A 22,357-nucleotide genomic window follows, 5' to 3' on the forward strand; every position below is an offset into this window, starting at 1 on the left:
CTCACGCTTGTGCCTGCCATGCCGCTGTATCTGAAGGTGCTGATCGCCGTTGTCTCCGGCGCGGTGCTGGGCGTCACCTTCGGTAGCGATCCCTACCTGTTCGGACTCAAAAACGAATACCTCGGACAACTTGGAACGCTGGTCGTTCGCCTGCTGAAGGCTTTGGCGACACCGCTGATCCTGTTCGCGATCCTGGACGGGTTCATCCGCTCGGAGTTGTCGGCCCGGCACGGCATCCGCTTGCTTGCGATCTGCCTGATCAACGTCAGCGTTGCGATGGCTATCGGTCTGGCCATCATGAATACGTGGTCTCCCGGGACTGCCTGGGCTGGCGATCTTGCGGCGCTGACGCGAGAAGTCGAGAGCAAGTCTCCCGGACCGCTGGTGCCTCCCCAGCGCGCGCCGAACGTTTCCCTGAACCCGCTCAGCAATCTCGCGGGGTATGTGCCGGAGAGCCTGCTTGAGCCGTTCCTCAAAAACAATGTGCTCAGCATCGTGCTCCTGGCACTGCTCGGCGGCGTGGCGCTGCGGGCTGTGCGCCGCAGCCAGCACGCTTCCGGCGATCTGAGGGGGATCGAGTCGTTGGAGCGAGCGGTGGGAACGGTCTACCAGGTGCTGGTCCAGATGCTCGAATGGATCATCCTGATCGTCCCGTTTGCCGTGTTCGGGGTCGTGGCGCAGGTGGTTGGCAAGGCCGGTATCGGGGTCTTCGGCATCCTGTGGGTGTTCCTGCTGACGATACTCGCCGGACTCGCGCTGCACGCGCTCGTCTACTATCCCGCGGTTGCCTGGCTGTTCGGCGGCAAGCGTCCCTCGGTTTATCTGCGCGGCGGTGCCGACGCGATTCTGACCGGGCTGTCGACCAATAGCAGCCTCGCGACGGTTCCGGTCACCTTGAAATGCCTGACGGAAAAGCTCGGTGTGTCGGATCGTTCGGCGCGGCTTTCCGCTTGCGTCGGAACCAATCTGAACAACGACGGCATCACCTTGTACGAAGCGATGACGGCCCTGTTTCTGGCTCAGGCGGCAGGTTACGCGCTGAGCCTGCCGCAGCAGGGCGTGGTCTTGATGGCCTCGGTCTTCGCGGGGGCCGGCATCGCCGGCATTCCGGAGGCCGGCCTGATCGTGCTGCCGCTCGTGCTCGGTGCGGTGGGTTTGCCCGATGCGATGATCGCCGCGGCCATCCCCCTGATTCTGCCCGTCGATTGGATCATCGCCCGCTGTCGCTCGGCAGTGAATGTGATGAGCGACATGCTCGTCGCAATCCTGCTGGACCGCCTGGAGTCCACCTCCGCCGATGGGGCGGACAGCAAGAAGTGATGGTCGCGAAGTCGGACCGAGGCCCTGCTCAGCCGGTTTAACTGAGCCGCCCGGAGAAGCAAGTCATCGGTGAACGCACGCAAATCCTTCTGTGGAATGGATTACCGAAGATGTCAGTGAGATCAGCTTCAGAGACGGTCTACGCCTACCACCAGCGGACCAAACACGCGTTCGAGCGCTACGCGGCAGGCCCTGGCCATCTCGACTGGGCTACGCAGCCGAGCCCGTTCAGGGAATTCAAGGGCGCCGAGCGGGTTCCCCTGCCGCTGGTCAGCGAGCGGAACCTCATCCCGTATCGTGCCTTGTTCGAGCCGGGGTGCATCGCCGCGGCCAAAGCGGATCTGGCAGCGTTGGGGCTGCTGTTCGAGCTCTCGTTCGGGCTGTCGGCCTGGAAGGTCTATGGCGAGGACCGCTGGGCGCTGCGGTGCAACCCTTCCAGTGGAAATCTGCACCCGACGGAGGCGTACTTGATCACCCCGGAGCACGCGCTACTGCCCGGGGGTGTCTATCACTACCACAGCCATGGGCATGCACTGGAACGCCGCTGCCGCGCCGACTTGGCGTTTTCCGGTTGCCTCGTGGCGCTGAGCTCCGTGTATTGGCGAGAGGCATGGAAGTACGGGGAACGAGCCTTCCGTTACTGTCAGCACGATGTCGGTCATGCCTTGGGTGCCTTGAACTATGCCGCGGCGGTACTGGGCTGGTCGGTGCACTTGCTGGAGGCATGGGGCGACGACGATATCGCGGCTTTGCTGGGACTGGACCGGGAGGCCGATTTTGCCGGCGCCGAGCGGGAAGCACCGGATCTGTTGTGCTGGGTCGGACCTGCCGCATTCGCCCCCGAAACCATCGATATCGATCGCTTGCTCGCGTCCGTACAAAGCGGCGTATGGAGCGGGCAGGCCAATCGCCTGAGCGCGACCCACCGTCACGACTGGCCTGTGATCGAGGAGGTCCACGCCGCGAGCCTCAAGCCGCGAACCCTTGCGACACCCGGTCGCCCCATGACGGCCGCATGGCCGGAAATTCCCTGCCGTTCGGAACTCGCCGCCGTCGAGGTCATTCGCACGCGGCGCAGCGCGCAGGCCTTCGATGGCGTCACGCCGGTCGCCGCCGACACCCTGTTCCGGATACTCGATGCCACATGCTTCCGCGAACGGTGTCCGCCCTGGTACGGCTGGCCGTGGGCTCCACGCGTTCATCTGGCGCTCTTCGTTCACCGCGTGCCAGGTCTTGAGCCCGGGCTCTATGTATTCTGGCGCGGCGATGTCGACAAGACCAGGACGGCGCCGCTCTTCCGGGCCCAATTCGAGTGGGCAGCGGTCGGGCCCGAGTCGCTGCCGCTGTTTCGGCTGGTGGTAGGGGACGCGCGGGATGCGGCCCGAATGCTTTCGTGCCACCAGGCGATCGCGTCCGACAGTGCCTTCAGCCTGGGCATGCTGGCCGAGTTCGACGAGGGCTTGCGAGAGGGCCCCTGGGTCTACCGGCGGCTATTCTGGGAAACGGGCCTCATCGGTCAGGCGCTTTACCTGGAAGCGAGAGCCACGGGAGTGGGCGGGACCGGAATCGGCTGCTTTTTCGACGACTCCGTGCATGAGCTTCTGGGACTGGAAGGGACGGTGCTCCAGAGCCTCTACCACTTCACCGTAGGCGGACCGTTGGTCGACTCGCGTCTGCAGACCCTGCCGCCGTACGCTCATCTGGAGCCGCGGCGACCGGCGCCGGGTTGAACACGGTCTTTCCGGCAGCGCGCTGAACGAACGAACGGGTCGTATAATCGAAGCCCCAACCCAGCCCCGAGCGAACGCCGTCATGATCAAAGATCCTCGCCGTCGCCGCCGTGTTGCCTATGGCCTGATGACCATCGGCGCCATCTTGCTGTTACTGGCACCCGAAAATGCCTGGATCGGCATCACCGCCATCGTGGTCGGTATCGTGCTCGAAGCCATTGGAGTGCGCATCGCGCATTCCGGCTGAGCCGCCGCGTTTCCCGCGTTCGCGGAGGGCTCGCACCGACGCAGCTCGGGCCCGTAAGCTGCCACGAATCGGGTGCCCACCGAGTCCGTTCGCGGGCCATCGCGCTTGTTCCCGGCCGCTACGCCCGGTGGGGACCCTCGTGGACTCCGCTCTTCAGGCTGTCCTGAAAGCCGTGGATAAGCTCTGCAATGTGGGCCCCGCGGCTGACTCGGATCGGCTGTATGCCGCGCTCCACCAGTCGCTCCGTAGCTGATGCTCCAATCGCCTCGCAATAGACCGCTGCGCCGCATCCGTCGAGCAGTTCGATCATCGCCCTCAGTCTCGTGTCGTGTTCTTCCTCGGCGAGGTCGCTGAAGTCAGCCGCCTTCACCAGTTCCGCGCGGTCGGGATTGACGTGATAGACCGCGAAAGTCTTGGCTGACGTGAATGGTTGATTGACCTGACGGACGTCGTCGGTCGCAAAGGCGAGCTTGAACAGGTTTGGCATGGGAACGGTCCGGGTTGCGCCAAGAAAAGGATCCGCCACTCTGCGGCGTAAGGCGTTTTGGGAACGGCGACCACGCGGCGCTCCTGGCGCGCGCTCAGCGTGCTCTGTCGTTAGACAGTCAAGTCGACTTCCGTTACTCAGCACTTGTTGTGCCATGCCAAGAATGCAATAAAACCAGTGATGTATGACTGTCGCTTCGTGTTGAAAACCCAACATGGGGCATGTTTTGTCAGGTCGGCCGCAAGTTAGGGCAGATATGCGTTGCGGTAACAAGCATTCGCACCGTGTTCGGTGCCAAGGCGGGGAGGCCAGAACCCGGACCGCGCTCGGAATTCCGCGCAACGCGGACGCCTGATCATACCTGCGAATGGCCACTTGCAAATCCCGACTCCGGGGCGTATGGTTTCGATCGCGAACGACAGATGGTTGCGTATCGAAACGTAATGTCGATACCGTGTCCGGCCTTCATTCGCTAGCAAAACATAACACGCGTGTCGCGCTGACTGACCGCTGCTTGCGGAATGCCGACTCGCCGGCGTCGGGAACCCCTTTCCCGACTCTGCTCAGATCGCCGTCGGAGGAGACCACCGTATGATTCGGAAACAACTGAACTACTATCTGGCGCACCTGGGGCAGGACATTCCTGCCGGACTCGTGGTGTTCCTGGTCGCGTTGCCCTTGTGTCTCGGGATTGCGCTGGCCTCGGGTGCGCCTTTGCTGTCGGGCATCGTCGCGGGGATCATCGGAGGCCTGGTGGTGTCCTGGGCCAGTGGTTCGCAGGTCAGCGTCAGCGGGCCGGCTGCGGGCCTGACGGTCATTGTCATGGCTGCGATCGAGCAGTTGGGCGGATTTCCGGCCTTGCTGCTCAGCGTCGTACTCGCCGGCGCCATGCAGGCGGTCCTGGGCTTTGCCAAGGCGGGCACCATCGGGGCTTACTTCCCCTCGTCGGTGATCAAGGGCATGTTGGCGGCGATCGGACTTATTCTGATCCTGAAACAGATTCCTCATGCGGTGGGCTATGACGCCGATTTCGTCGGTGACGAGGCCTATCTTCAACTGGACTCCCAGACCACCTTGTCCGAGATCGCGGTTGCGTTGAAGGCGATCTCGCCGGGCGCGATCATCGTCAGCACCGTATCGCTTCTGATCATGCTGCTGTGGGAAGCGCCAGCCATCCGGAAGTTGGCGTGGCTCAGATTCATTCCCGGGCCATTGGTCGCGGTGCTGTGGGGCCTTGCCTTCAACCAGCTGGCGCCGGAGATTTCCCCGACCTTGGCGATCGCTGCACACCACTTGGTCAGCCTGCCGTCCATCGACAATCTCGACGGCTTCATCCATCAGTTGACTTTTCCCGATTACTCCCGCATCACCGACCCGCAAGTCTGGGTGGTGGCCGGGACACTGGCGGTCGTCGCGAGCCTGGAAACCTTGCTGAGCCTCGAAGCCGTTGACAAGCTCGACCCCTTGCGTAGGGTCGCCCCGACCAACCGGGAACTCAAGGCACAAGGCTTGGGCAATATCCTCAGCGGCATGCTCGGGGGGTTACCCCTGACGGCGGTCATCGTCCGCGGATCGGCCAACATCAATGCCGGCGCGCATACCAAGGTCTCGTGCTTCCTGCATGGCATTCTCCTGCTTGTCAGCGTCCTGTTCATCGCGCGAGTTCTGAACATGATTCCGCTGGCCTGCCTTGCCGCAATCCTGCTGCTGACGGGTTACAAACTGGCGAAGCCCAAATTATTCATGGAGCTCTATCGCAAGGGGACAAACCAGATCGTGCCTTTCGTTGTCACCATCATCGCAATCCTGTTCACGGATCTGCTGAAGGGTATGGGGATCGGCATGCTGTGCGGTCTTTTCTACGTGATGCGAGCCAACTTCCATGCCGCACTCACCTTGACTCGGGATGGCAACAACTACCTTCTGCGCCTGCAAAAGGACGTGTCTTTCCTGAACAAGCCATTACTGCGCGAGTTGTTGGAACAGGTCGAACCATGGAGTTCCTTGATCATCGACGGGCATCGGGCTCAGTTCATCGACCAGGACATCCTCGAGACCCTCTACGACTACCGCCGCTCCGCGGTGGACGACAACATTGCACTGGAGTTGCGTGGGCTTGAGACGGCGGCAGTGCCGCGAGGGAAGAAGGCGTTGGGAAACCCTGTCAGGAACCCGAATCCCTTGCCGGTCTTGGTATCGATCACTGCCGGTGGGACTGCACCGCCGACGCTCGCAGCCGCTACCGTAGAGCCCCGCCAAACCACGGTCCAGGCGGCCTAGACCGTGCCAGGGCCCGAGGCGGTTGCATGCGCGCTGCCCCAGCGGGGGCAAGGTTTCCCGGATCGAAATGGGGGAGGCGTGCAGGGAGTGCTGTGATCGACACAGGCCCGGAAAGTGGGCGAGGTCAGCTGGGCTCGGTCAGAAAATCCCGGAGGACCGACAGAAATTCGGTCGGGGATTCGACATGCGGCCAGTGTCCGGCGCCCGCAATCTCGCGATGACTGGCCTCCGGAAACAGCGTGCCGATGGCGTCGCGATGATCCCTGACCCGGTAGGGGGACAAGGCACCCGAGATGAATAAGGCCGGTCCGGGGAAGGCCGTCTCAGGGCTGAAGGTGGGAAAGTCGGAAAGCACCGGGCCGGCACTGGCGAGGACCGCAATATTCGGCTGCCAGGAAAACCCGTCGCGGGTCTGCACGAGATTGGTCAGCAGGAATTGACGCAGGGACGCATCGGAAATCGTTTCGGCCAACTGTCGGTCGGCGCTGCGCCGGTCCGACAATTCCGCAAGGGGCAGGTTGCGAAGGGCGTCGAGAATGGGTGCATTGCGGTTCGGGTAGGCTACCGGCGCCATGTCGACGATGGCCACCGACTCCACCAGGTGCGGTTCGGCCAACGCAAGGCACATCGCGACCTTGCCGCCCAGACTGTGTCCGATCAGCCGCACCCGTTCGACTTCAAGACCATGGAGCAGGCGAGCCACATCGGCCGTGAGATGTGGATAGTCCATCTGGTCCGAATGCGGGGACTCGCCGTGGTTGCGGAGATCGGCCGCATGGACGCGATGATCCGCTGCCAGCGACTGGGCGATTGACCGCCAGTTTCGATGAGAGCCGAGCAGGCCGTGGAGGATCACGACGGGCGGTCCGGCCGTGCCGTAGGCGCGTGAGTGCAAGGTGACGGCCAGTTCCTCGGGCTCGGTGGGGGACAGCCGGCAGTTCTGTAATCCGTAGGCGGGACCGGTGGTCGACAAGGAAGGGCCCGTCTTGGTCAATCAATCAGGGGCCGTGTCGTCCTCAGGGACTTCGCCGGCCTTCCGGCGCGCGTGCCAGGCGGCGCCGTGGAGCGCCGCCTGCGCGTCGAGGATCACATGAACCGGAAACCGTTCGATCAGGCCACGGGAGCGCCCCTTCGACACGATCCTCTCCAGAAAGTCGCGTTTGCGCAAACGCGACAGAATACGGGGCGGAATGCCGCCACCGAGGTAGATGCCGCCGGTCGGCAGCGTCAGTAGGGCGACGTTGCCGATGGCGCTCGCCAGTGTGGTGACGAACAGATCCAGTGTGGCGGCGCATAGCGGAGCGCGCTGCTCCATCGCTGCCCCTACGATGATCGGGGTCCTGTCGGCCGCAGTGGCCAGTTGTTCCCGCAGCCAATCGGGCTCCTCGTAGCGGCCGGTGTCGAGCAGGTAGTCGTAAATGTTCGGCAGGCCGCTGCCGGAGCAGATGCGCTCGAAGCTCACATGGCCGAAGCGGTCCTGGAGGAAGGTCAGTAGCCCGACCTCGTCAGCCGTCACCGGACTGAACGAACTATGGCCGCCTTCGGAGGGCAGGGCGCGAAAACCGTCATCGGTGGGGACCATCAAGGCCATGCCCAGGCCCGTGCCGGGCGCAATCACGGCGATGGGGCCCTGTGGCACCGGCACCCCGGCGCTCAGGGTGCAAATGTCATCGGCCAACAGGAAGGGCACGGCAGAGGCCGTGGCCTGCAGATCGTTGAGCAGATCCACGGTGCGGAAATGGAAGCGTCTCTCAAGTTCGTCGGCGTCGATCAGCCACGGCAGGTTGGTCGTCTGCACACGGCGCCCCTGGATGGGCCCGGCGATGCCGAAGGCACCGACGCGCGGCGTGGGTTCGATGCCGCGCAGAAACTCGGCGATGATCGGTTCCAGCGCATCGTAGCTGCCGCTGGCAAACTTCTGCGAACGAAACGGGCGGTCGATCGGATCTTCGGCACCGTACAGGGCGAGAACCGTCTTGGTTCCGCCAATATCACCGGCGAGTATCATGAGTTTCTGACTTTGTCTCTGTGGGGCGGAGGATGCGTTGCATCGCAGGCCACGGGGCGGACGAGCGTGCGCAAACGCACACCCGCTACGGTTTCGATACCGAAGGAGCGAACATCTTGCCGTCTGTTCCAGGTGGCAACAAGGCTTCGGCGGTTAACAGGCTGTTCAACTGAATGATGCGCGCGATGCAGCCGGTCCAGCCGGTCTGGTGACTGGCACCGAGGCCGGCACCGTTGTCGCCATGGAAGTACTCGTAGAACTGCAGCAAATCGCGCCAGTGGGGATCCTCCTGGAACTTGTCCGCCGTACCGAAAACCGGTCTGCGCCGCTCGGGCGAGCGGAGAAACAACCGGGTCAGGCGCTCGCCCAGTTCCTTCGCCACCTCGAGCAGGGTCATCTGCTGCCCCGAACCGGTGGGGCACTCCACACGGAACTCGTCGCCGTAATAGGTGTAGAGACGGATCAGCGCCAGATAAAGGAGCAGATTGACGGGCATCCAGACTGGCCCCCGCCAGTTCGAATTGCCACCGAACATCCCGCTGTCCGAATCCCCGGGCAGGTACTGAACGCGGAACTCGTGTCCGTTGGCATGGAACACGAAAGGACTTTCCTGATGGAAGCGGGACAGGGCCCGGATGCCGAACTCGCCGAGGAATTCGTTCTCATCCAGCATCCGCGACAGGATGCGGCGCAGTTTGTCCTCGGTGAACAACGAGAGCATCCGCCGCCCGGCAACACCGGGTTCGGTGGGCAAATGGACGGTGCCGCACAACTCCGGGTGCCGCGCCATGAAGGCGGCGGCGCGTTGTCCGAACGAGGGCAGGCGGCTCAGGATATCGTCCTCGAACACCGCAATGGCGGCGAGCGGCAGCAGGCCCACCATGGAGCGCACTTTCAGGCGGGTCGAGGTGCCATCGGGCAGACGCAGCACGTCGTAAAAGAATCCGTCGTCTTCGTCCCACAATTCGTCCTGTTGGACACCGATGCAGTCCATGGCACCGCCTATCCACATCGTGTGTTCGAAGAACTTCTCGACGTACTCCTCGTACAAGGGATCATGCAATGCCAGTTCGACGGCGATCCGCAGCATCTGCTGGCTGAAGAAAACCATCCAGGCGGTACCGTCGGCCTGCTCCAAATAGCCGCCGGTCGGCAACGGAGAACTGCGGTCGAAGACGCCGATGTTGTCCAGGCCGAGAAACCCGCCTTCGAAGATGTTGTTGCCGCCTTGATCCTTGCGGTTGACCCACCACGTGAAGTTGATCAGTAACTTCGAGAAGGCGTACTTGAGGAAATCGATGTCGCCCTGGCCGCCATTCCGTTCCCGGTCGAGCAGATAGGTATGTATCGTCGCCCAGGCATGCACGGGCGGATTGACGTCCCCGAAATTCCATTCATAGGCCGGGATCTGCCCGTTCGGGTGGAGATAATCGTTGCGCAGGATCAGGTCGAGTTGCGCCTTGGCGAAGGCGGGGTCGACGAGGCCCAGCGGGATCATGTGGAAGGCGAGGTCCCAGGCCGCGAACCACGGGTATTCCCATTTGTCCGGCATCGAAATGATGTCGTCGGCGTACATGTGGAACCAGTCGCTATTACGGACGTGTTGGCGCTGCTCGGGTTTGGTTTCCGGACGAACATCGCGCTCTTCCAGCCATCGGTCGACGTCGTAGTAAAAATACTGTTTCGTCCACAGCATGCCGGCCAGGGCCTGGCGCATGACTCGGGCGCGGTCAACGTCAGCCTGCACTGCAGGCGGAATGATCTGTGCGTAGAAGGCGTCGGACTCCGTGCGGCGCGCGGTCAACACCGCTTCGAAATCCGAAAACGGCACCGCTGCCGCGCGGGCCTCGGCGCTGGCGAGTCGTAGCCGCAACATCCGGGATTCCCCGGGTTCCAGGTCGAGCCGGTAGTGTGCGGCGGCTTTCGTGCCTCGCTGGGCAGGATTGATGGTCTTCTTGCCTTGTACGAGATACTCATCGATGCCGTCCTTCACGTAAGGCCCGGCATTGACGCCGCCGAACAGCCGTGCCTGGTTGGTTTCATTGTCGGTGAAGAGCAGATCGGGTGATCCTTCGCAGTGCAGGGTGTAGTCGTCGAGAAATTGCTGGAACAGCGGATCGGTATGGTGAGCGTTGATCGCGACCGAATCGGCGCCGCCGGACGCCGACAACTCGGGCTTCGTGCCGCCGCCAGCCCAAGACCACGTGTTGCGGAACCACAGGGTGGGCAGCAGATGCGCCGTAGCCGGATCCGGGCCGCGGTTGATCACGGTAATCGCGATCAGCACATCGTCCGGGGCCGCCTTGGCGTACTCGACGGTGATGTCAAAGTAGCGGTCGTCGTCGAAGATGCCCGTGTCCAGCAATTCGAATTCCGGTTCCTGCCTGCTTCGCTTGCGGTTCGTTTCGACCAGATCCGCATAGGGAAAGGCGCCCTGAGGGTATTTGTACAACCACTTCAGGTATGAGTGAGTCGGTGTACTGTCCAGGTAGAAATAGTATTCCTTGACGTCCTCGCCATGGTTGCCCTCGGTATTCGAGAGCCCGAACAGGCGTTCCTTCAGGATCGCGTCACGCCCGTTCCAAAGAGCGAGTGCGAAACAGAGAATCTGGTGGTCATCGCAAAAACCCGCGAGGCCGTCCTCGCCCCAGCGGTAGGCGCGCGAGCGGGCCTGATCGTGGGTGAAATAATTCCAGGCATCGCCCGACGGACTGTAATCTTCCCGAACCGTGCCCCACTGGCGTTCGGCCAGATAAGGGCCCCACTTCTTCCAGGGCGCCGCGCCCGTGTTGGCTTGTTGGAGGCGTTCGTGCTCGGATTGTGCGGGGACTGATTTGCTGCGAGCCATTTCTTGCGTATCTCCCGGGGGGACCCGATTCCGTCAGTTTCGGAAAGGCGCGGTGGTGGGGGTCGGCCATCGCGGCGTTTGGTTCGGCAAGGCCGGAGTCACGCCGGTTGTGATCTTCCGCCATGGGCTGGTGGGTCCCGACGAAAGACCCGTCCCCGTAAGGTACTGTCGCGTTGTGGCTACCCATACGGCGACGACCCGTGGCGGATTCTCACATTAGGACATCCCCGCTAGCCTGTGAAGACGCGGCGACTGCCAATACTGTGTTTCAGCGCCAAGACGGGAACTCGTAGGGTTGGCGGTTCGTCAGCGTCAATCCCGAGGCCGGCCCACGCTCGCGCGAAGCATGCAGCGATCCGCTCGCGTCGGTGTTAGGATTCGCCCCCGACTGCTGGCCTTCGGTAGGGAGGCAGCAGATTCCATCAAGGTGCCCGAAACGAGCGAAACAATAACAGATGGCAGCCGGCGAGTTCCGAGCCTGCCTTCAGCATTCTTTGCGAGGAAAGGAGGTTGCATGAAATCCGAGCACGATAGAAAAATGGCTGGGGCCGGGGCTCGGCTGTTGCTTGCAGTGACGATCGCCTGCGCGGCGGGCTGCGATAACGCACCATCGGGCAGTCGCTCCGGGGCCGCGCCGGTGTCGACTCAACTGACCGGGCACGTGCTGAACGACGATGGGCCCGTGACGGCAGCGACGATCGAAGCGACTGATGGTGCGGGGGTGGTGGCAGCGCGGACCGAGTTGAAGGGCGATTCGGTATACCAACTGACGATTCCTGCGGGAACTCGCTATCCACTCGTCATCACGGCGTATCCGGCCGAAAATCCCGGGGAACCCATCAAGGCAGCCGTCACCAACCCCGACGCGGTCGAGCAGGACATCAGCGCGGTGACGACCATTGTCGTCAATACGGCAATGGGACTCGGTGGGCTCAGCGAGGCCAACTTGGCGAAGGCGGCCGGTGCAGCCATTGCACAGCGGCGGAAATCCGGTGGCGGGAGTGGCGGTGCTCAGACCACCGAGAGCTTTAAGGGCGATCCGACGAAGCAATACGGGGGCTGGCATTGATGGAGCCGCAAGGCCTGACGTCGCTGCATCAGCGCCGCAAGCGCCCTTGCGCCATGGTGCTCATGCGGCAAACGGTGGTGCGCCGCGGCGAGGGGCGTATCAGCTAGACGGTTTAGCCCATGTTTCGAGCCGGATTGTGCGTCGTGCCGAACAGCACTGCGACGCCGATCCGGTTCGACAGCGGCTGGAGTACAGGCGCAATGCCGCGAGTACGTTCAGGAAAGAGTGATGGAGGTGAGGTCGGAACCACAAAGGAACTCAAGCTTTTGTTCCCTATGGCAATCACTCCGGTTATTTTGCCGCTGTACCGTGCGGCGTACCGTCACCCTGTAGCCGTCAGAGCCTGATCAGTGAAGCGCGCGCGAACCTGGCCCACCTATCGCGGCTCGCGCCGCAACCAGCACATCAAGTGCATCGCCGGATAGCTGCAGCCACCCATCGTGAAAGGACACGAATGCAGTTGCCGTCATCGGCTCAGTACCGTGAACCAGCATCGCGAATGAGCCACGCGGCCCCACACGTCGCCGCTCAGCCCGTGCCCTATCAGCTAGTCCAGCAGACTGGACAGCGGCCAGGATGGCGGTGTCGTCTGTTTCAACGCGAATCGGTGGCGGAAGCGTCGGCATTGAGGCACATCAGGGAGAGGTGGCGCGTAGCGGGGCCGATTCCGCGGGAGCGCCGTCGCTCGCGTGAGCAGCACGCGAGCCCCAAGTTTCCGACCAGCCCCGGCAAGAACCGGTCGGAACCGTTTGCACGGCGGGCGGGCCGAAGCCGGCTCGACGTGCGTTGATCGATAAAGGCAGCCGTCACAGTTCCCAGCCTGGGCGGCCTAGGCCCTGACGCCGCCGCGACTCGGCGAGCACTCGCCGCACCGTGACCACACTGCAGCAGACCGCTGCTGCAACCTGCTCGGCGGAACGCCCGCGCCGGAGCCCGTCCAGGATCTCGGCGTTGCGCGTTTCCCGGTCGGTCATCGGCAACCAGTGCGACTCGCCGCCGAAGCCGCGGCAGATCCGGGCACAGATCCTGTTCGCGGCGTGCGTTGCCTCGGCAGGGTCGACCGACAGCCGGCCGAGTTCCTCGGTGATCAGTCGCCGAAGTGCGGGAAGCAGCGTGTTCTCATGTTCGGAGTGCGGCATTCCTGACACTGGCCGAAAGTCAAGTAGGCGCGTTTCGCGGTACCCAGTCGCGCGGTGCGCCGGACCGATCGCCGGGGCGACGTGACTGCCCCGTAGATTCTCAGACCAGAACACCGTCGCCGGCCCGGCTTGCTTCGAGCGCCTCGGCACGCGATGCGCGCAGCCGCTCCAACTCTGCGTCAATCGCGGCCAGCTTCTCGGCGCGGTCGTCATCGGAGATTCCAACCGGCAAGGCCTGAATTTCGGCCTCGACCAATTCGAGCACCAGTCCGCGCAGCAGGTGCGCCAGTAGGTCGTCATCGGCAGAGCCGCCAGTCCACAGCAGGGAAGGCACAGCAAAGGGCCTGCGCGAATCCTGCAGCGCCGCCAGCTTTGCCCGCAGTCGCTCGACGCCCAGCGCCCCCGAGTTCGCCAACTCGCCGAGCACTGCATCCCGCACCATCGCGCGATCGCGCGGCAGCGCCAGGACGTCGCGCCGCTCAGCCTCAAGCGATTCGATGCGCTCGTCCAGCTTAGCGACAGACGAGCGCACCCCGGCCAGGAAGGTTCTAATCTTCTCCACACTCAGTTCCACGGTCAGCCCTCCGAAGTCACGCGAACGATGCCCGTACGCCCCAGCAGTGCGCCGCCGACGTAGTGCTCGACCTTGATCGAGAGCAGCGAATCGGCCACGCTCGGCGGTCGGATGGTGACGACGGGACGGTCCTGCCGCCCCAAAAAGCAGAGCCCGAGCGCCGCATGCTCGCCACTCCCGGCCAGCCAGTACGCCACACCCGGGCTCAGCGCCGGGTGCGGGTAGACGGTCACGTCGGCAGTTTGGCCGCACAGCGCCAGGATCTGCCTCACGACCCATTCGTGAGCCGGGTTGGTTAGCACGAAGCGCGGCTTGAGGTTCAGTTCGTGCCCGCCCGGGGCAGCCCGCTGACCGCGGAGCAGCGCGGTCGCCGCGCTGAAGCCGGCCACGTTGAAGGGATCGCCGACCGCCACGGAATTGGTGGCATCGAACATCGGGCCGTCCGGCAGCGCGGGCACGCCGGCCAGCAGCCCCGTCAATAGCCGCGCCTCCAGCCGGCCGGCAGACGACGAAATCGAGTCGACAGCGCGCCACACCGAAGCCAGCTCGTCGTTTATGAGCACGTCCGGCGATACCGACAGAATCCGCCCGAATCGGGAGACTTGGAGCGATTGCCCCTCGCTGGTCGTGACGGACGAGGTGGCATACTCGCCAGACTCGTTCACGGCGTCGACTTCATCGCCGACCGCATCGGCCAGCGTGAAGGTGCGGAGGTCTGGGCTTTCGACGATCTGGGCAAATTCTCGGTGATCTGTCGCGACCTCGAACGATTTCGCAACCAGACCACGGCACGTGTCAGCCAGCGCCGAGCGGAAATCAGAGGTCGAAGCGCCGGCCATCACGGCAAGATGGCGTGCGCCGGCCCGCTCGGGGTGTTGCGAAGCAGCCAAGTCGCGCCGGCCAAGTTCATGGGCCAGCCCGCCGATTGACAGGTCGTCCAGTCGGTCGTCCTGCAGCGCGGCCATTGCGATCGGGTGCATTCTCGCGCCCGGCGATCGGGCACGACACTGCAAAAGTACGGCATCGCGCACAGCTTCGGCGAGGTCTGCCGTGTGGTAACGATCCAGCCCGAACGGCTGGGCGGTGGTGGGGGTTTTCATTCGGTGGACTCCATCATCATGGAGCTACGGTATCGCGGGCAGCACTGACGCTGCGCGGCGAATTTGTCAGCGGATCAGGTCGTAGATCCGCCTTGCACTACGCGGGATCCGCCCGGCAGACTGGGCGCGCACTAGCGCCTGATCGACCTCGTCAAGGAACCGGACGCGAGACAGCCGAGATAGTCGCCGCTCGAGCTCAAGCGCGCGATGCCAGCTCGAAGCTTCGGGCAGCTGGTCAGCCGCGAACCGTAGCCAAAAGGTCGCCGCTCGCCGCCGACTGGCTCGGGAAATCCCGAGCGCGACAACCGGATCATCCGCAGACAGAGCGCCGGCTAGCCAGTCCGAGAGGTCTGGTCGCACCGGCCGCAGCGCATCGGCAACTTCGACCAGGTCAGGCATCGGCGGCGGGATCTGGCATGCTGCGTACCTCGATCGACACTGCGGTCAGGGCCTCCCGCAACAGCGAGCGCAGCCGGCATTCGGCCGTCCATGGATCGGTAATTTCCGCAAGTTCAGCGGCGACCCGAGCCGGAAAGTCGCCAGCCAGTCGCTGCATCAAGAGCTTCCCCGTCTCGCGAGCCGCCCGCTCGACGCCCGCTTTGTCCACCAGCTCCGACCGCATCTTTGCCGCTTTCGCCTCAAGCATTTCAGCGGCGGCAGCCTGCTGCCGCGCCTTCGACTCCGCGATTTCAGCGGAGTGTGGGCCGTCGATGCCGCGACCCCCAGCCCGGGGGCGGATGTTGTTGGAATACCAGCGCGATGCCTCGGCGATCGATGTCGTCGGCATTCCGCGACTGACGCACTTCGAAACCTGGGCCTTTCCGACCCCAAGCGCACGCGCGATAGATGCCCTGCTTGGTGCCCTACTCATAACTGCAACCTATCAATTGATTGTTCATCGATAAAGTTTCCATATGTAACTATGTTCCACTAGCGCCTAATCGCACGCCAACATACCTGCGGTTTCCATGTCCAGAAAGGACCCATAAAACAGAGACTTGCATCGAATCCCTCAGCAAGGCCGGCCATCCCGAACCGGCAACGGCAAGATCTGCGACGGCGATCCGTTCAGGTCCGGCGCACACCACACCATCACTGCCGCCATCAAAAACCGCTGGAAGCCGCGCCAGCACTGGGTTTCGTTCGTTTGTGCGAAAGTTTTCTGTACCTATAGGGTGAAAAAAGCGGTGATTGTGGTGTTTGCGGTGACGCATGCGGAAAACCGTATGCAGTACAATTGCTTGCGTCATTTGAAAGTGGTGAATCGGGCGTTTTGATCCGCCTGAATCTGGTGCAAGTGGTGACCTGGCCTTGCCGCTGCACTCCTCGGCATGATCACCACTTACACCACTTTCAAAAAAAGTGGTGAGCGGGAAATGTCGCTGCAACCCGCATGGGTTCTGGACTTGCACCACAATCACCACAATCACCACTTTATGTAGATACGTCTAGGAATCGGCGGCGCCCTCAAGGTGCTGACGGGGCATGACGTAAAGCCGGACACGCACGCCGGCCGCCTGCTTTACGACGCTGTTTCGATCGCCATCGACCTGAGCCAGGAAGTCTCGCTCCCGCAGGTTCTGCCACAGTCGATACTTGCCGATCGCCAAGTGCTCGCCCTGTTCGCGGGCCAGCGCCTGCACGACGCTATAAGTCGACTCGCCTTCCAACCACACCTCGTCCTGCAGGGCAGGCGCCCATCCGATCCGCACGCCCTGCGGGCGTGGGCCTTGAACCGCGGCCTGACTACTCGTCTTCTCATCATCTGCTGATGCGCTGCCGGCGATGTTGCGCCAACCGCAGAAGTGCGGATGCTTGACGGGAGGGCCTTGATTGACTGGGTCTGACAAATGGCACCGGCCCGACAGCAGCGCCGCACGCAGCAGCCGCAGGAACTGGAGCGTCTCGTCTGCATCGTGCTGCGCCTCCCGCTGCGAGTCGAAAAGCCCCCGCAGCGCCACGCCGCAGCGCTCCAGGATCTCGTCCGCCTCGGCATCGCCGACGGCACCCGACTCCCTGGCGAACCGCATGAACAGTTCCAGCCCAAGCCAGAGCGACGCGGCCTGTGAAGCCGACCGGTCCGGTGGCAGTCCTCGCTCTATCATCTTCTCGCGGAGGGCCAGCTGCCGCCCCGGCAGGTCGCGGTGAAGATCCGGCAGCTGCTGGGCCAACCAGCGCAGGAAGCCGCTCATCGTGGCGGCGAACAGTCCAGCGCGGGCATGGTCCTGCATCTGTGTCAGCCGGTGTCGATCGATGGCGCCGCGGCTGAGGTTCAGCACCACCATGCGTGCCTTCACCGAGCCGCCCCGCGGCGTGTCTTCACCCGTCGCCACCACCAGCCCGCGGGGGTAGAAGGTGCGCTGCGCTTCCATGCCCGGACCACGCCGGCCCCGTCCTGCCTGATTACCGACGCCACGGAACACAGCATCGGCCTTGGCGTGCAGTCGGTTAACCTCGACCGTCCCGCCGCTCGGCTTAAAGTCATCAATCACGAACGGAGCATCTTTCGCAGCGTAGGCCTTCGCCTCCAGGTCGCTGGCGGTGTCGCTCCAGTTGGCAGGGAATGATCGGGCGGTGAAGTCGCCGAAGTGAGCCAGCATTAGCGCGGCTAACTCGGATTTGTATGCCTGATACAGCCCCGAGACGAACAAGGAGAAGTCGACGGGCACGGCGATCGGCGCACGAAAGATGCAGGCGAGTGCGACAGCGCCGACAGCGGGGTGCGCCGGCGCCAGCTCCAGGAGCTGCAGGGTCGCACGTACCGAAGTCGTCAACACCGGGCCAGCAGGGGGCGCCGGCAGCGCGTAGCGGCCCATATTGCCGCGGCCAGGGTCGACCCGCAGATCCTCGCGCAGCCCATCGATGCCGATGGCGCCAGAGCCCGATAGATAGACCCATTCGCCGTCGACACAGCGCCACCCCAAGTGGGTATAGACCGTGATTCGCTCGGGACTGGGGCTCAGCGTCTGGATCGCACAGCGGACGTGATCCTTGATCGAGTTCCCTGCTTTCAGGATCGGTCGGGCCCCCCACGCGGACACGATCCACGCCAGACCTGAAAAGCTGGCAGCTGGCACGGTCACTGCCGGCAGCGCCGCCCCATCCTCAAGCCGGCCCTCGATCACGAAATGCGTGTCCGTCGCCTCGCCGTCGTCGTGAACTTCCTCGGCGACGATGCGCGCCGTGAAGTTGCACAGTCGTTGGTACGTGTTCTCGCCGACGCGATGAAAGGCGCCGTCGTGTATCGTGTAGCTGGCGCCGTCGTTGGTGTTGTGCGCGCGCTTCTTGCTGCCCTTGGCGGTGGCCAGCTCGATCACCTCGCCCGGCCCGCGGGGTCCATTGCCGCCTCTAGCCATGCGCAGCACCCCGCGCCAGCTCCACCACCCAGTCGTTGAAGTCGTTAAATGGTTCGGGCGGAACCGCCACGAAACCGCCGACGGCATCGGCGGCCTCCTGAGCCTTGGCGAGTCCGGGATTACCGACGACGTCAACGTCGTTATCCGCCAGCACCACCAACACGGCATCGCGGCATCGGCGCCGCAGCTCCAGTGCGACCGGTTTCAGGTTCCCCGCGTCGAAGGCGATGGCCGTCCGGTACCCGGTATCCGCGAAGCAGCTGTACGCGGTTGCGTAGCCCTCGGCGACCAGCAGCGTCGCCGTGCGTTCCCGGCCCAGCCAATGACAAAGGCCCGTCTTGCGACCACCGACCAAGAAGTCCTTGTCGCGCTGCAGCGGGTTATCCTTGTCGCGGAAGATCGCCTGCACGTTCCAGATGCTGCCGTCGGCGAGGTCGCGCATCGGCACCAGGAGCACCGGCCCGTCGGTCTGGCGATCCGCCATCCGGCCATTCCGCCACGGTCCGTGATGCACGCGCAGCCCGCAGGCCTGCACCCCCTTGCGCTGTAAGTACGGGTGCGCGTCGCCAGCAATCGGCCGGGCTTGGTCCCAGATGGCACGCGCGACGCGAGCGGCCCGCAGGTGATTCTCCCGCTCGGCACGCTCCCGCTCGCGCCGGACTCGCGCTATTTCCGCCTGCTGTTCGCGCCACTCTTCCGGCGAAAGCCAGCGCGGCCGATCGGCACGCCAGCAGCCGCGCACATTGCGCTTGAAGTCGCAAAACCCGATGTGAAGCGTGTCGCCGATCCGCTCGACGATGTAGCCGAATTTCTTCGCGCCTCGCGGATCGCCCTCGACGCGCTGGTAGTGCCATCGCCCGTCCTCCACCAGTTCGCCATCGACGCTCAAACCGTACTCGGCGGCCACCCACTGCCTAAACTCCTCGATCTCATGCATGGCCCGCGCCCTCCGTGGCATACGTCGCGGCCTGCACCATCAGGCGACCGTGCCGAAACGACGCCCTGACAAGAGCGTCGACACATTGCGTCTCGCTCCAAGCCCCGCTTTCGATGTCTACATCATCTACATCGAAAGACTCGGCGACGCCGCCCAGCACGCGGAGTGCAGCGGCCAGTCCGTCCATGATTGCCCCCATCCGGGGCGCCATCGGCAAGGGCGCGCAATAATCAAGAAATGCGGAAACACCGCAGACCGCAGAACACAAATCCCGATCCAAGTCCTCGCCGCCGTCCGCCCTGGCCCGCAGGCGCTTTTCGGCAATTGCAGCCATGCCGGCGTCGACACGCGCCACGCGGTACAGTGCCGACTGCAGCGCGTGCGTGGTAAAGATCGCGCCCAACAATTCCAGGGCATCCAGCAAGCCACCGACGGCACCGTAAACGGCATCCGGCGCCATCTCGCCTGCGTGGTACTTTAGGTCCGACGCCGCCTGCAGCAATGCGGGAACGGCAGCGATCGCGTCATCTTGCAGCTGCGCCATGTACTTCGTCCCTGCGCTCATCGCTCGCCCTCCGACGATGGCGGCGGGTCCAGCCGCCCTATAACCGATTCAAGAAGGTTGTGGACCGTCCAGGCGAGCGCCTGCACGTCCCGCGAAGTGGCGTCGACGCCGAGCAGCTGCATCAGGTCGCTGAGGTTGGCGAGTTCGGCTCGAATTTCCTCGATTTGAGCGTTCATCCGGCGATCCCCCCAAGTACCTTCATGGCTTGGATGACAACCGTGTGCGCATCGCACAGCTCCTCCAGCGACTCAAACTGCGAGTGCGACTCAAGCAGTGCCTTAACGCCAGCCAGCATCGCGAGGATGCTCGGCGCCTCGCCGCGCCCGCTTTCGCCCTCATCCGATGCGTTGTCCGCGGCCATGCCTGCCCTGGCCAGCAGAACGCACGCCGGATCGATGATGTCGCGCTCGAACTCTACGCCGCCGCAGTCAACTGCTGCCCTCGCGCAGTAGCAAAAGGCCGAAACGAGGCCAAACTCTCGGCTCAGATCCTGATCGACGGCTGGCCGAGGCACAGCCGCACGCTCGATGGCCTCAGCCAGCATGGCGACAAGCTTGAACCGTGGCAGGCTGATGATGGCGTCATCGGTCGGCGCCAGCGGATGACGCTCGCGGACCAGGTCGTCGGCGATCTGCGAAGCAGCGGGCAGGGTGGGATTCGGGCGGATTGCGCCCTGGGTGGGTGAGTTCATGTCGGACTCCTTTGCTGGTTGAGAGTCCGCCCCGACTGACGCCAATCAGTGTGGGGGCGGAACCGTGCGGCGTTGGCGTACCGGGCAAAGGGACCGGCCATCCCAAGGGATGCGCGCGCACGGCCCGCCATAAAGGTTTCCATCGGGCACAAAAAAGCGCCGATGGATGGCGCTGTGTGCGCCTTTGCTTCCGGTACGCCAATACCGGCCCCGGATGCGTCCGGGGAACGGTTTCTATTGTGCGCCAGATCCGGCGCCGTGCGCAACATCATCACGCACACTCGCGGCTTTCCCGCGCCTCAGCCATTGCCCGGCGCAGTTCGCCGACATTCCAAGCGGTAATGCGCGGCCCGAAGCTGACCGGCTTCGGGATTAACCCCTTGGACGAGTGCCGCCAGATGGTTTCAACGCTGCAGCCATACAGGCGCGCCACCGTCTGCACGCGCACATGCGCGGCATCCGGCAGCGCATCAAACTCTACGAGGTCTTCTTTCACTTCTCGGCACCCAATGACGTTATAAGGGGTGCCGTGATTCTCTATGCGAATCCCGCCGTGATTCTAGGCCGCTTTCTCGGCTTGACGCGGGCAGAACGGCCAATAGGTTGCATCAGCGATCACCTAACCAGGCCCTAACATGGTCTTCATTCGGTGGCGGATGCTGGATCGCTGGGTATTTGAGCCTGACACATGCCGCGATGACGGGGTAAGGCTTTCTCGAATACTGCGCGTCCAATTCGTACGCCACCAGCAACGCGAATTCGCGCGCATCGGGACTGATTCCCGAGTTAGGGCGCGGGTTGGGTTTCGGCCAGTCTCGCCGCTCATCGGCGCATTCGGCCAGCCGTCGCAAAAGTCCGGGCATACCTTGAGTGTCCGCAGATCCGGCCCGCTCCAGGTCGTCGCGAGGGGAGAACGATCCGCCGCTGCGTCCTGGCTGCAGCTGCTGCAGCAGCCACCGCGCGGGCTCATCCTCGAACAGACCCAGAGCGGACGGGTAGGGTGGCGCGTCTTCCTTCGACAACTCATCTGCCAGCTGCCTTGCGAGGTCGGCGATCCGTTTACAGTGTGCCGCTCGGCGCTCGGTGGGTGCTTTATCCCACGGGGAAAGCTTATGGTCTTCGTCGGTCAGCATCATCGCGAAGTGCATCAGCCGCGCTTCCCACACGAGCACATCCATATCGGGAGGAACGCTCTCGGCGTACGGCCTACGCGCCGCGCTCATGCCATCGATCCCGTCAATGGTTTTCTGGCACCATCGGAGAATGGTTATCTGATCCTCGCCAGGAGAGCGCAGCAGATCAAACCAGGGGCGAATCGGTGCATCCGCGCGCAAGGTTTCTGCCAGGTATTCGAGATAACTGACCATATCGCCTCCTTCAAGGCGAATCCTTCGAAGTTGGATGCTCGGCGGACCCGCTGAAGGAACGGGTGTTCGGCGGCCAAACCTAGCCGAGCATATTCAGTCGGGGTGGTCGTCACCCCGTCATTCGCCGGCAGCCCTCAGCACCCGCACATCGGCGCCACGGCGTAAGCCGTCCAGGTAGTCGGACCAGGCCTGCATCATTCGGCGCCGCTCGGGCAGGAACTGAGCATAGTTGTATGCCGCCTTGACGGCATTCTGTTCGCTGTGGGCTAGCTGGCGCTCGATCACGTCGGAGTTCCAGCCCATCTCATGCAGCCGCGTCGACGCCAGCGAGCGGAAGCCATGCCCGGTCATCTCACCCTTCTCGTACCCGAGCCGCCGAAGTGCGGCCAGCACCGCATTCTCACTCATGGCACGGTCAGCAGAGCGAGCACTCGGGAACACGTAACGACCCGATCCAGTCAGGGGGCGGATCTCGTCCAGGATCGCCAGCGCCTGGGCCGACAACGGAACGATGTGCTGGACGCGCGCCTTCATCTTCCCGGCCGGGAGCTAAAGTCGGAAGTGGTGTACGAGCGTGGGGTGATGGCTTGAGCGGGTGGCGTACCCTGCTGACAATTCGGTTGTCGAGACTGAAGCGCA

The 22,357-nt window shown here is 63.7% G+C and carries 22 protein-coding genes; 5 read left to right on the top strand and 17 right to left on the bottom strand.

Annotation, left to right across the window (positions count from 1 at the left end; translation table 11 throughout):
• Positions 1-18 precede the first annotated feature (18 nt).
• The 3 genes from ACW73L_RS21425 to ACW73L_RS21435 all read left to right on the top strand — a co-directional run bounded on the left by ACW73L_RS21425 (position 19) and on the right by ACW73L_RS21435 (position 3,297).
• Positions 19-1,320, top strand: a complete 1,302-nt coding sequence (locus ACW73L_RS21425) for a dicarboxylate/amino acid:cation symporter (protein ID WP_498924578.1) — start codon at positions 19-21, stop codon at positions 1,318-1,320.
• 110 nt (positions 1,321-1,430) lie between these two features.
• Positions 1,431-3,050 (top strand): SagB/ThcOx family dehydrogenase, encoded by a 1,620-nt coding sequence (locus tag ACW73L_RS21430; RefSeq protein ID WP_498924579.1) that lies wholly within the window; start codon positions 1,431-1,433, stop codon positions 3,048-3,050.
• A gap of 82 nt (positions 3,051-3,132) precedes the next feature.
• Positions 3,133-3,297, top strand: a complete 165-nt coding sequence (locus ACW73L_RS21435) for a hypothetical protein (protein WP_162560122.1) — start codon at positions 3,133-3,135, stop codon at positions 3,295-3,297.
• Between the two features lie 118 nt (positions 3,298-3,415).
• Here ACW73L_RS21435 and ACW73L_RS21440 read toward each other — a convergent pair whose 3' ends face one another.
• Positions 3,416-3,784, bottom strand: coding sequence for a NifB/NifX family molybdenum-iron cluster-binding protein (locus ACW73L_RS21440; protein ID WP_498924580.1), 369 nt, complete (start codon positions 3,782-3,784; stop codon positions 3,416-3,418).
• A gap of 591 nt (positions 3,785-4,375) precedes the next feature.
• On the opposite strand from ACW73L_RS21440, the gene ACW73L_RS21445 reads away from it, so the two are divergent.
• The gene (locus ACW73L_RS21445) at positions 4,376-6,064 is read left to right on the top strand and encodes a SulP family inorganic anion transporter (protein ID WP_498924581.1); all 1,689 of its coding nucleotides are present in this window, start codon (positions 4,376-4,378) and stop codon (positions 6,062-6,064) included.
• A 124-nt stretch (positions 6,065-6,188) separates the two neighbouring features.
• Here the strand turns inward: ACW73L_RS21445 and ACW73L_RS21450 are convergent, their stop codons facing one another.
• The 3 genes from ACW73L_RS21450 to ACW73L_RS21460 all read right to left on the bottom strand — a co-directional run bounded on the left by ACW73L_RS21450 (position 6,189) and on the right by ACW73L_RS21460 (position 10,920).
• Positions 6,189-7,058, bottom strand: coding sequence for an alpha/beta fold hydrolase (locus ACW73L_RS21450; RefSeq protein ID WP_498924582.1), 870 nt, complete (start codon positions 7,056-7,058; stop codon positions 6,189-6,191).
• A complete protein-coding gene (glk, locus tag ACW73L_RS21455; RefSeq protein ID WP_498924583.1) occupies positions 7,059-8,072 on the bottom strand; it encodes a glucokinase in 1,014 nt (337 codons plus the stop codon).
• A gap of 85 nt (positions 8,073-8,157) precedes the next feature.
• Positions 8,158-10,920, bottom strand: a complete 2,763-nt coding sequence (locus tag ACW73L_RS21460; protein ID WP_498924584.1) for an MGH1-like glycoside hydrolase domain-containing protein — start codon at positions 10,918-10,920, stop codon at positions 8,158-8,160.
• A 514-nt stretch (positions 10,921-11,434) separates the two neighbouring features.
• On the opposite strand from ACW73L_RS21460, the gene ACW73L_RS21465 reads away from it, so the two are divergent.
• On the top strand, positions 11,435-11,989 hold the full coding sequence (locus tag ACW73L_RS21465; protein ID WP_498924585.1) for a hypothetical protein: 555 nt from the start codon (positions 11,435-11,437) through the stop codon (positions 11,987-11,989).
• Between the two features lie 806 nt (positions 11,990-12,795).
• Here the strand turns inward: ACW73L_RS21465 and ACW73L_RS21470 are convergent.
• The 13 genes from ACW73L_RS21470 to ACW73L_RS21530 form a co-directional block, all read right to left on the bottom strand.
• Positions 12,796-13,128 carry a Mor transcription activator family protein gene (locus tag ACW73L_RS21470; RefSeq protein ID WP_498924586.1) on the bottom strand — a complete coding sequence of 111 codons (333 nt, stop codon included), beginning with the start codon at positions 13,126-13,128 and terminating at the stop codon, positions 12,796-12,798.
• A 100-nt stretch (positions 13,129-13,228) separates the two neighbouring features.
• Positions 13,229-13,702 (bottom strand): hypothetical protein, encoded by a 474-nt coding sequence (locus ACW73L_RS21475; RefSeq protein WP_498924587.1) that lies wholly within the window; start codon positions 13,700-13,702, stop codon positions 13,229-13,231.
• 2 nt (positions 13,703-13,704) lie between these two features.
• Positions 13,705-14,667: a phage major capsid protein gene (locus tag ACW73L_RS21480; RefSeq protein ID WP_498924588.1), complete on the bottom strand. Its 963-nt coding sequence runs from the start codon at positions 14,665-14,667 to the stop codon at positions 13,705-13,707.
• Positions 14,668-15,193: 526 nt separating this feature from the next.
• Positions 15,194-15,589 carry a hypothetical protein gene (locus tag ACW73L_RS21485; RefSeq protein ID WP_498924589.1) on the bottom strand — a complete coding sequence of 132 codons (396 nt, stop codon included), beginning with the start codon at positions 15,587-15,589 and terminating at the stop codon, positions 15,194-15,196.
• Between the two features lie 133 nt (positions 15,590-15,722).
• Positions 15,723-16,232, bottom strand: a complete 510-nt coding sequence (locus ACW73L_RS21490; RefSeq protein WP_498924590.1) for a hypothetical protein — start codon at positions 16,230-16,232, stop codon at positions 15,723-15,725.
• 18 nt (positions 16,233-16,250) lie between these two features.
• Positions 16,251-18,158 carry a hypothetical protein gene (locus ACW73L_RS21495; RefSeq protein WP_498924591.1) on the bottom strand — a complete coding sequence of 636 codons (1,908 nt, stop codon included), beginning with the start codon at positions 18,156-18,158 and terminating at the stop codon, positions 16,251-16,253.
• A complete protein-coding gene (locus ACW73L_RS21500; RefSeq protein WP_498924592.1) occupies positions 18,151-19,095 on the bottom strand; it encodes a toprim domain-containing protein in 945 nt (314 codons plus the stop codon). The genes ACW73L_RS21495 and ACW73L_RS21500 overlap by 8 nt, the downstream gene beginning before the upstream one ends.
• Positions 19,088-19,660 (bottom strand): hypothetical protein, encoded by a 573-nt coding sequence (locus ACW73L_RS21505; RefSeq protein WP_498924593.1) that lies wholly within the window; start codon positions 19,658-19,660, stop codon positions 19,088-19,090. The genes ACW73L_RS21500 and ACW73L_RS21505 overlap by 8 nt, the downstream gene beginning before the upstream one ends.
• Positions 19,657-19,836: a hypothetical protein gene (locus tag ACW73L_RS21510; RefSeq protein ID WP_498924594.1), complete on the bottom strand. Its 180-nt coding sequence runs from the start codon at positions 19,834-19,836 to the stop codon at positions 19,657-19,659. The genes ACW73L_RS21505 and ACW73L_RS21510 overlap by 4 nt, the downstream gene beginning before the upstream one ends.
• Positions 19,833-20,351, bottom strand: coding sequence for a hypothetical protein (locus tag ACW73L_RS21515; protein WP_498924595.1), 519 nt, complete (start codon positions 20,349-20,351; stop codon positions 19,833-19,835). Before ACW73L_RS21515 ends, ACW73L_RS21510 begins: the two co-directional genes overlap by 4 nt.
• A 271-nt stretch (positions 20,352-20,622) precedes the next feature.
• Positions 20,623-20,847 carry a helix-turn-helix transcriptional regulator gene (locus ACW73L_RS21520; RefSeq protein WP_498924596.1) on the bottom strand — a complete coding sequence of 75 codons (225 nt, stop codon included), beginning with the start codon at positions 20,845-20,847 and terminating at the stop codon, positions 20,623-20,625.
• A 112-nt stretch (positions 20,848-20,959) separates the two neighbouring features.
• Positions 20,960-21,718: a hypothetical protein gene (locus ACW73L_RS21525; protein ID WP_498924597.1), complete on the bottom strand. Its 759-nt coding sequence runs from the start codon at positions 21,716-21,718 to the stop codon at positions 20,960-20,962.
• Between the two features lie 117 nt (positions 21,719-21,835).
• Positions 21,836-22,252 (bottom strand): tyrosine-type recombinase/integrase, encoded by a 417-nt coding sequence (locus ACW73L_RS21530; protein WP_498924598.1) that lies wholly within the window; start codon positions 22,250-22,252, stop codon positions 21,836-21,838.
• Positions 22,253-22,357 lie beyond the last annotated feature (105 nt).

This window comes from Methylolobus aquaticus, assembly GCF_054172105.1.

Excerpts from the sequence above, each read along its gene's own strand:
- ACW73L_RS21425 (WP_498924578.1), top strand. The coding sequence starts at position 19 with ATGCCGCTGTATCTGAAGGTGCTGATCGCCGTTGTCTCCGGCGCGGTG.
- ACW73L_RS21430 (WP_498924579.1), top strand. The coding sequence starts at position 1,431 with ATGTCAGTGAGATCAGCTTCAGAGACGGTCTACGCCTACCACCAGCGG.
- ACW73L_RS21435 (WP_162560122.1), top strand. The coding sequence starts at position 3,133 with ATGATCAAAGATCCTCGCCGTCGCCGCCGTGTTGCCTATGGCCTGATG.
- ACW73L_RS21440 (WP_498924580.1), bottom strand. The coding sequence starts at position 3,784 with ATGCCAAACCTGTTCAAGCTCGCCTTTGCGACCGACGACGTCCGTCAG.
- ACW73L_RS21445 (WP_498924581.1), top strand. The coding sequence starts at position 4,376 with ATGATTCGGAAACAACTGAACTACTATCTGGCGCACCTGGGGCAGGAC.
- glk (WP_498924583.1), bottom strand. The coding sequence starts at position 8,072 with ATGATACTCGCCGGTGATATTGGCGGAACCAAGACGGTTCTCGCCCTG.
- ACW73L_RS21460 (WP_498924584.1), bottom strand. The coding sequence starts at position 10,920 with ATGGCTCGCAGCAAATCAGTCCCCGCACAATCCGAGCACGAACGCCTC.
- ACW73L_RS21465 (WP_498924585.1), top strand. The coding sequence starts at position 11,435 with ATGAAATCCGAGCACGATAGAAAAATGGCTGGGGCCGGGGCTCGGCTG.
- ACW73L_RS21470 (WP_498924586.1), bottom strand. The coding sequence starts at position 13,128 with ATGCCGCACTCCGAACATGAGAACACGCTGCTTCCCGCACTTCGGCGA.
- ACW73L_RS21480 (WP_498924588.1), bottom strand. The coding sequence starts at position 14,667 with ATGGCCGCGCTGCAGGACGACCGACTGGACGACCTGTCAATCGGCGGG.
- ACW73L_RS21485 (WP_498924589.1), bottom strand. The coding sequence starts at position 15,589 with ATGCCGACGACATCGATCGCCGAGGCATCGCGCTGGTATTCCAACAAC.
- ACW73L_RS21495 (WP_498924591.1), bottom strand. The coding sequence starts at position 18,158 with ATGGCTAGAGGCGGCAATGGACCCCGCGGGCCGGGCGAGGTGATCGAG.
- ACW73L_RS21500 (WP_498924592.1), bottom strand. The coding sequence starts at position 19,095 with ATGCATGAGATCGAGGAGTTTAGGCAGTGGGTGGCCGCCGAGTACGGT.
- ACW73L_RS21505 (WP_498924593.1), bottom strand. The coding sequence starts at position 19,660 with ATGAGCGCAGGGACGAAGTACATGGCGCAGCTGCAAGATGACGCGATC.
- ACW73L_RS21510 (WP_498924594.1), bottom strand. The coding sequence starts at position 19,836 with ATGAACGCTCAAATCGAGGAAATTCGAGCCGAACTCGCCAACCTCAGC.
- ACW73L_RS21515 (WP_498924595.1), bottom strand. The coding sequence starts at position 20,351 with ATGAACTCACCCACCCAGGGCGCAATCCGCCCGAATCCCACCCTGCCC.
- ACW73L_RS21525 (WP_498924597.1), bottom strand. The coding sequence starts at position 21,718 with ATGGTCAGTTATCTCGAATACCTGGCAGAAACCTTGCGCGCGGATGCA.
- ACW73L_RS21530 (WP_498924598.1), bottom strand. The coding sequence starts at position 22,252 with ATGAAGGCGCGCGTCCAGCACATCGTTCCGTTGTCGGCCCAGGCGCTG.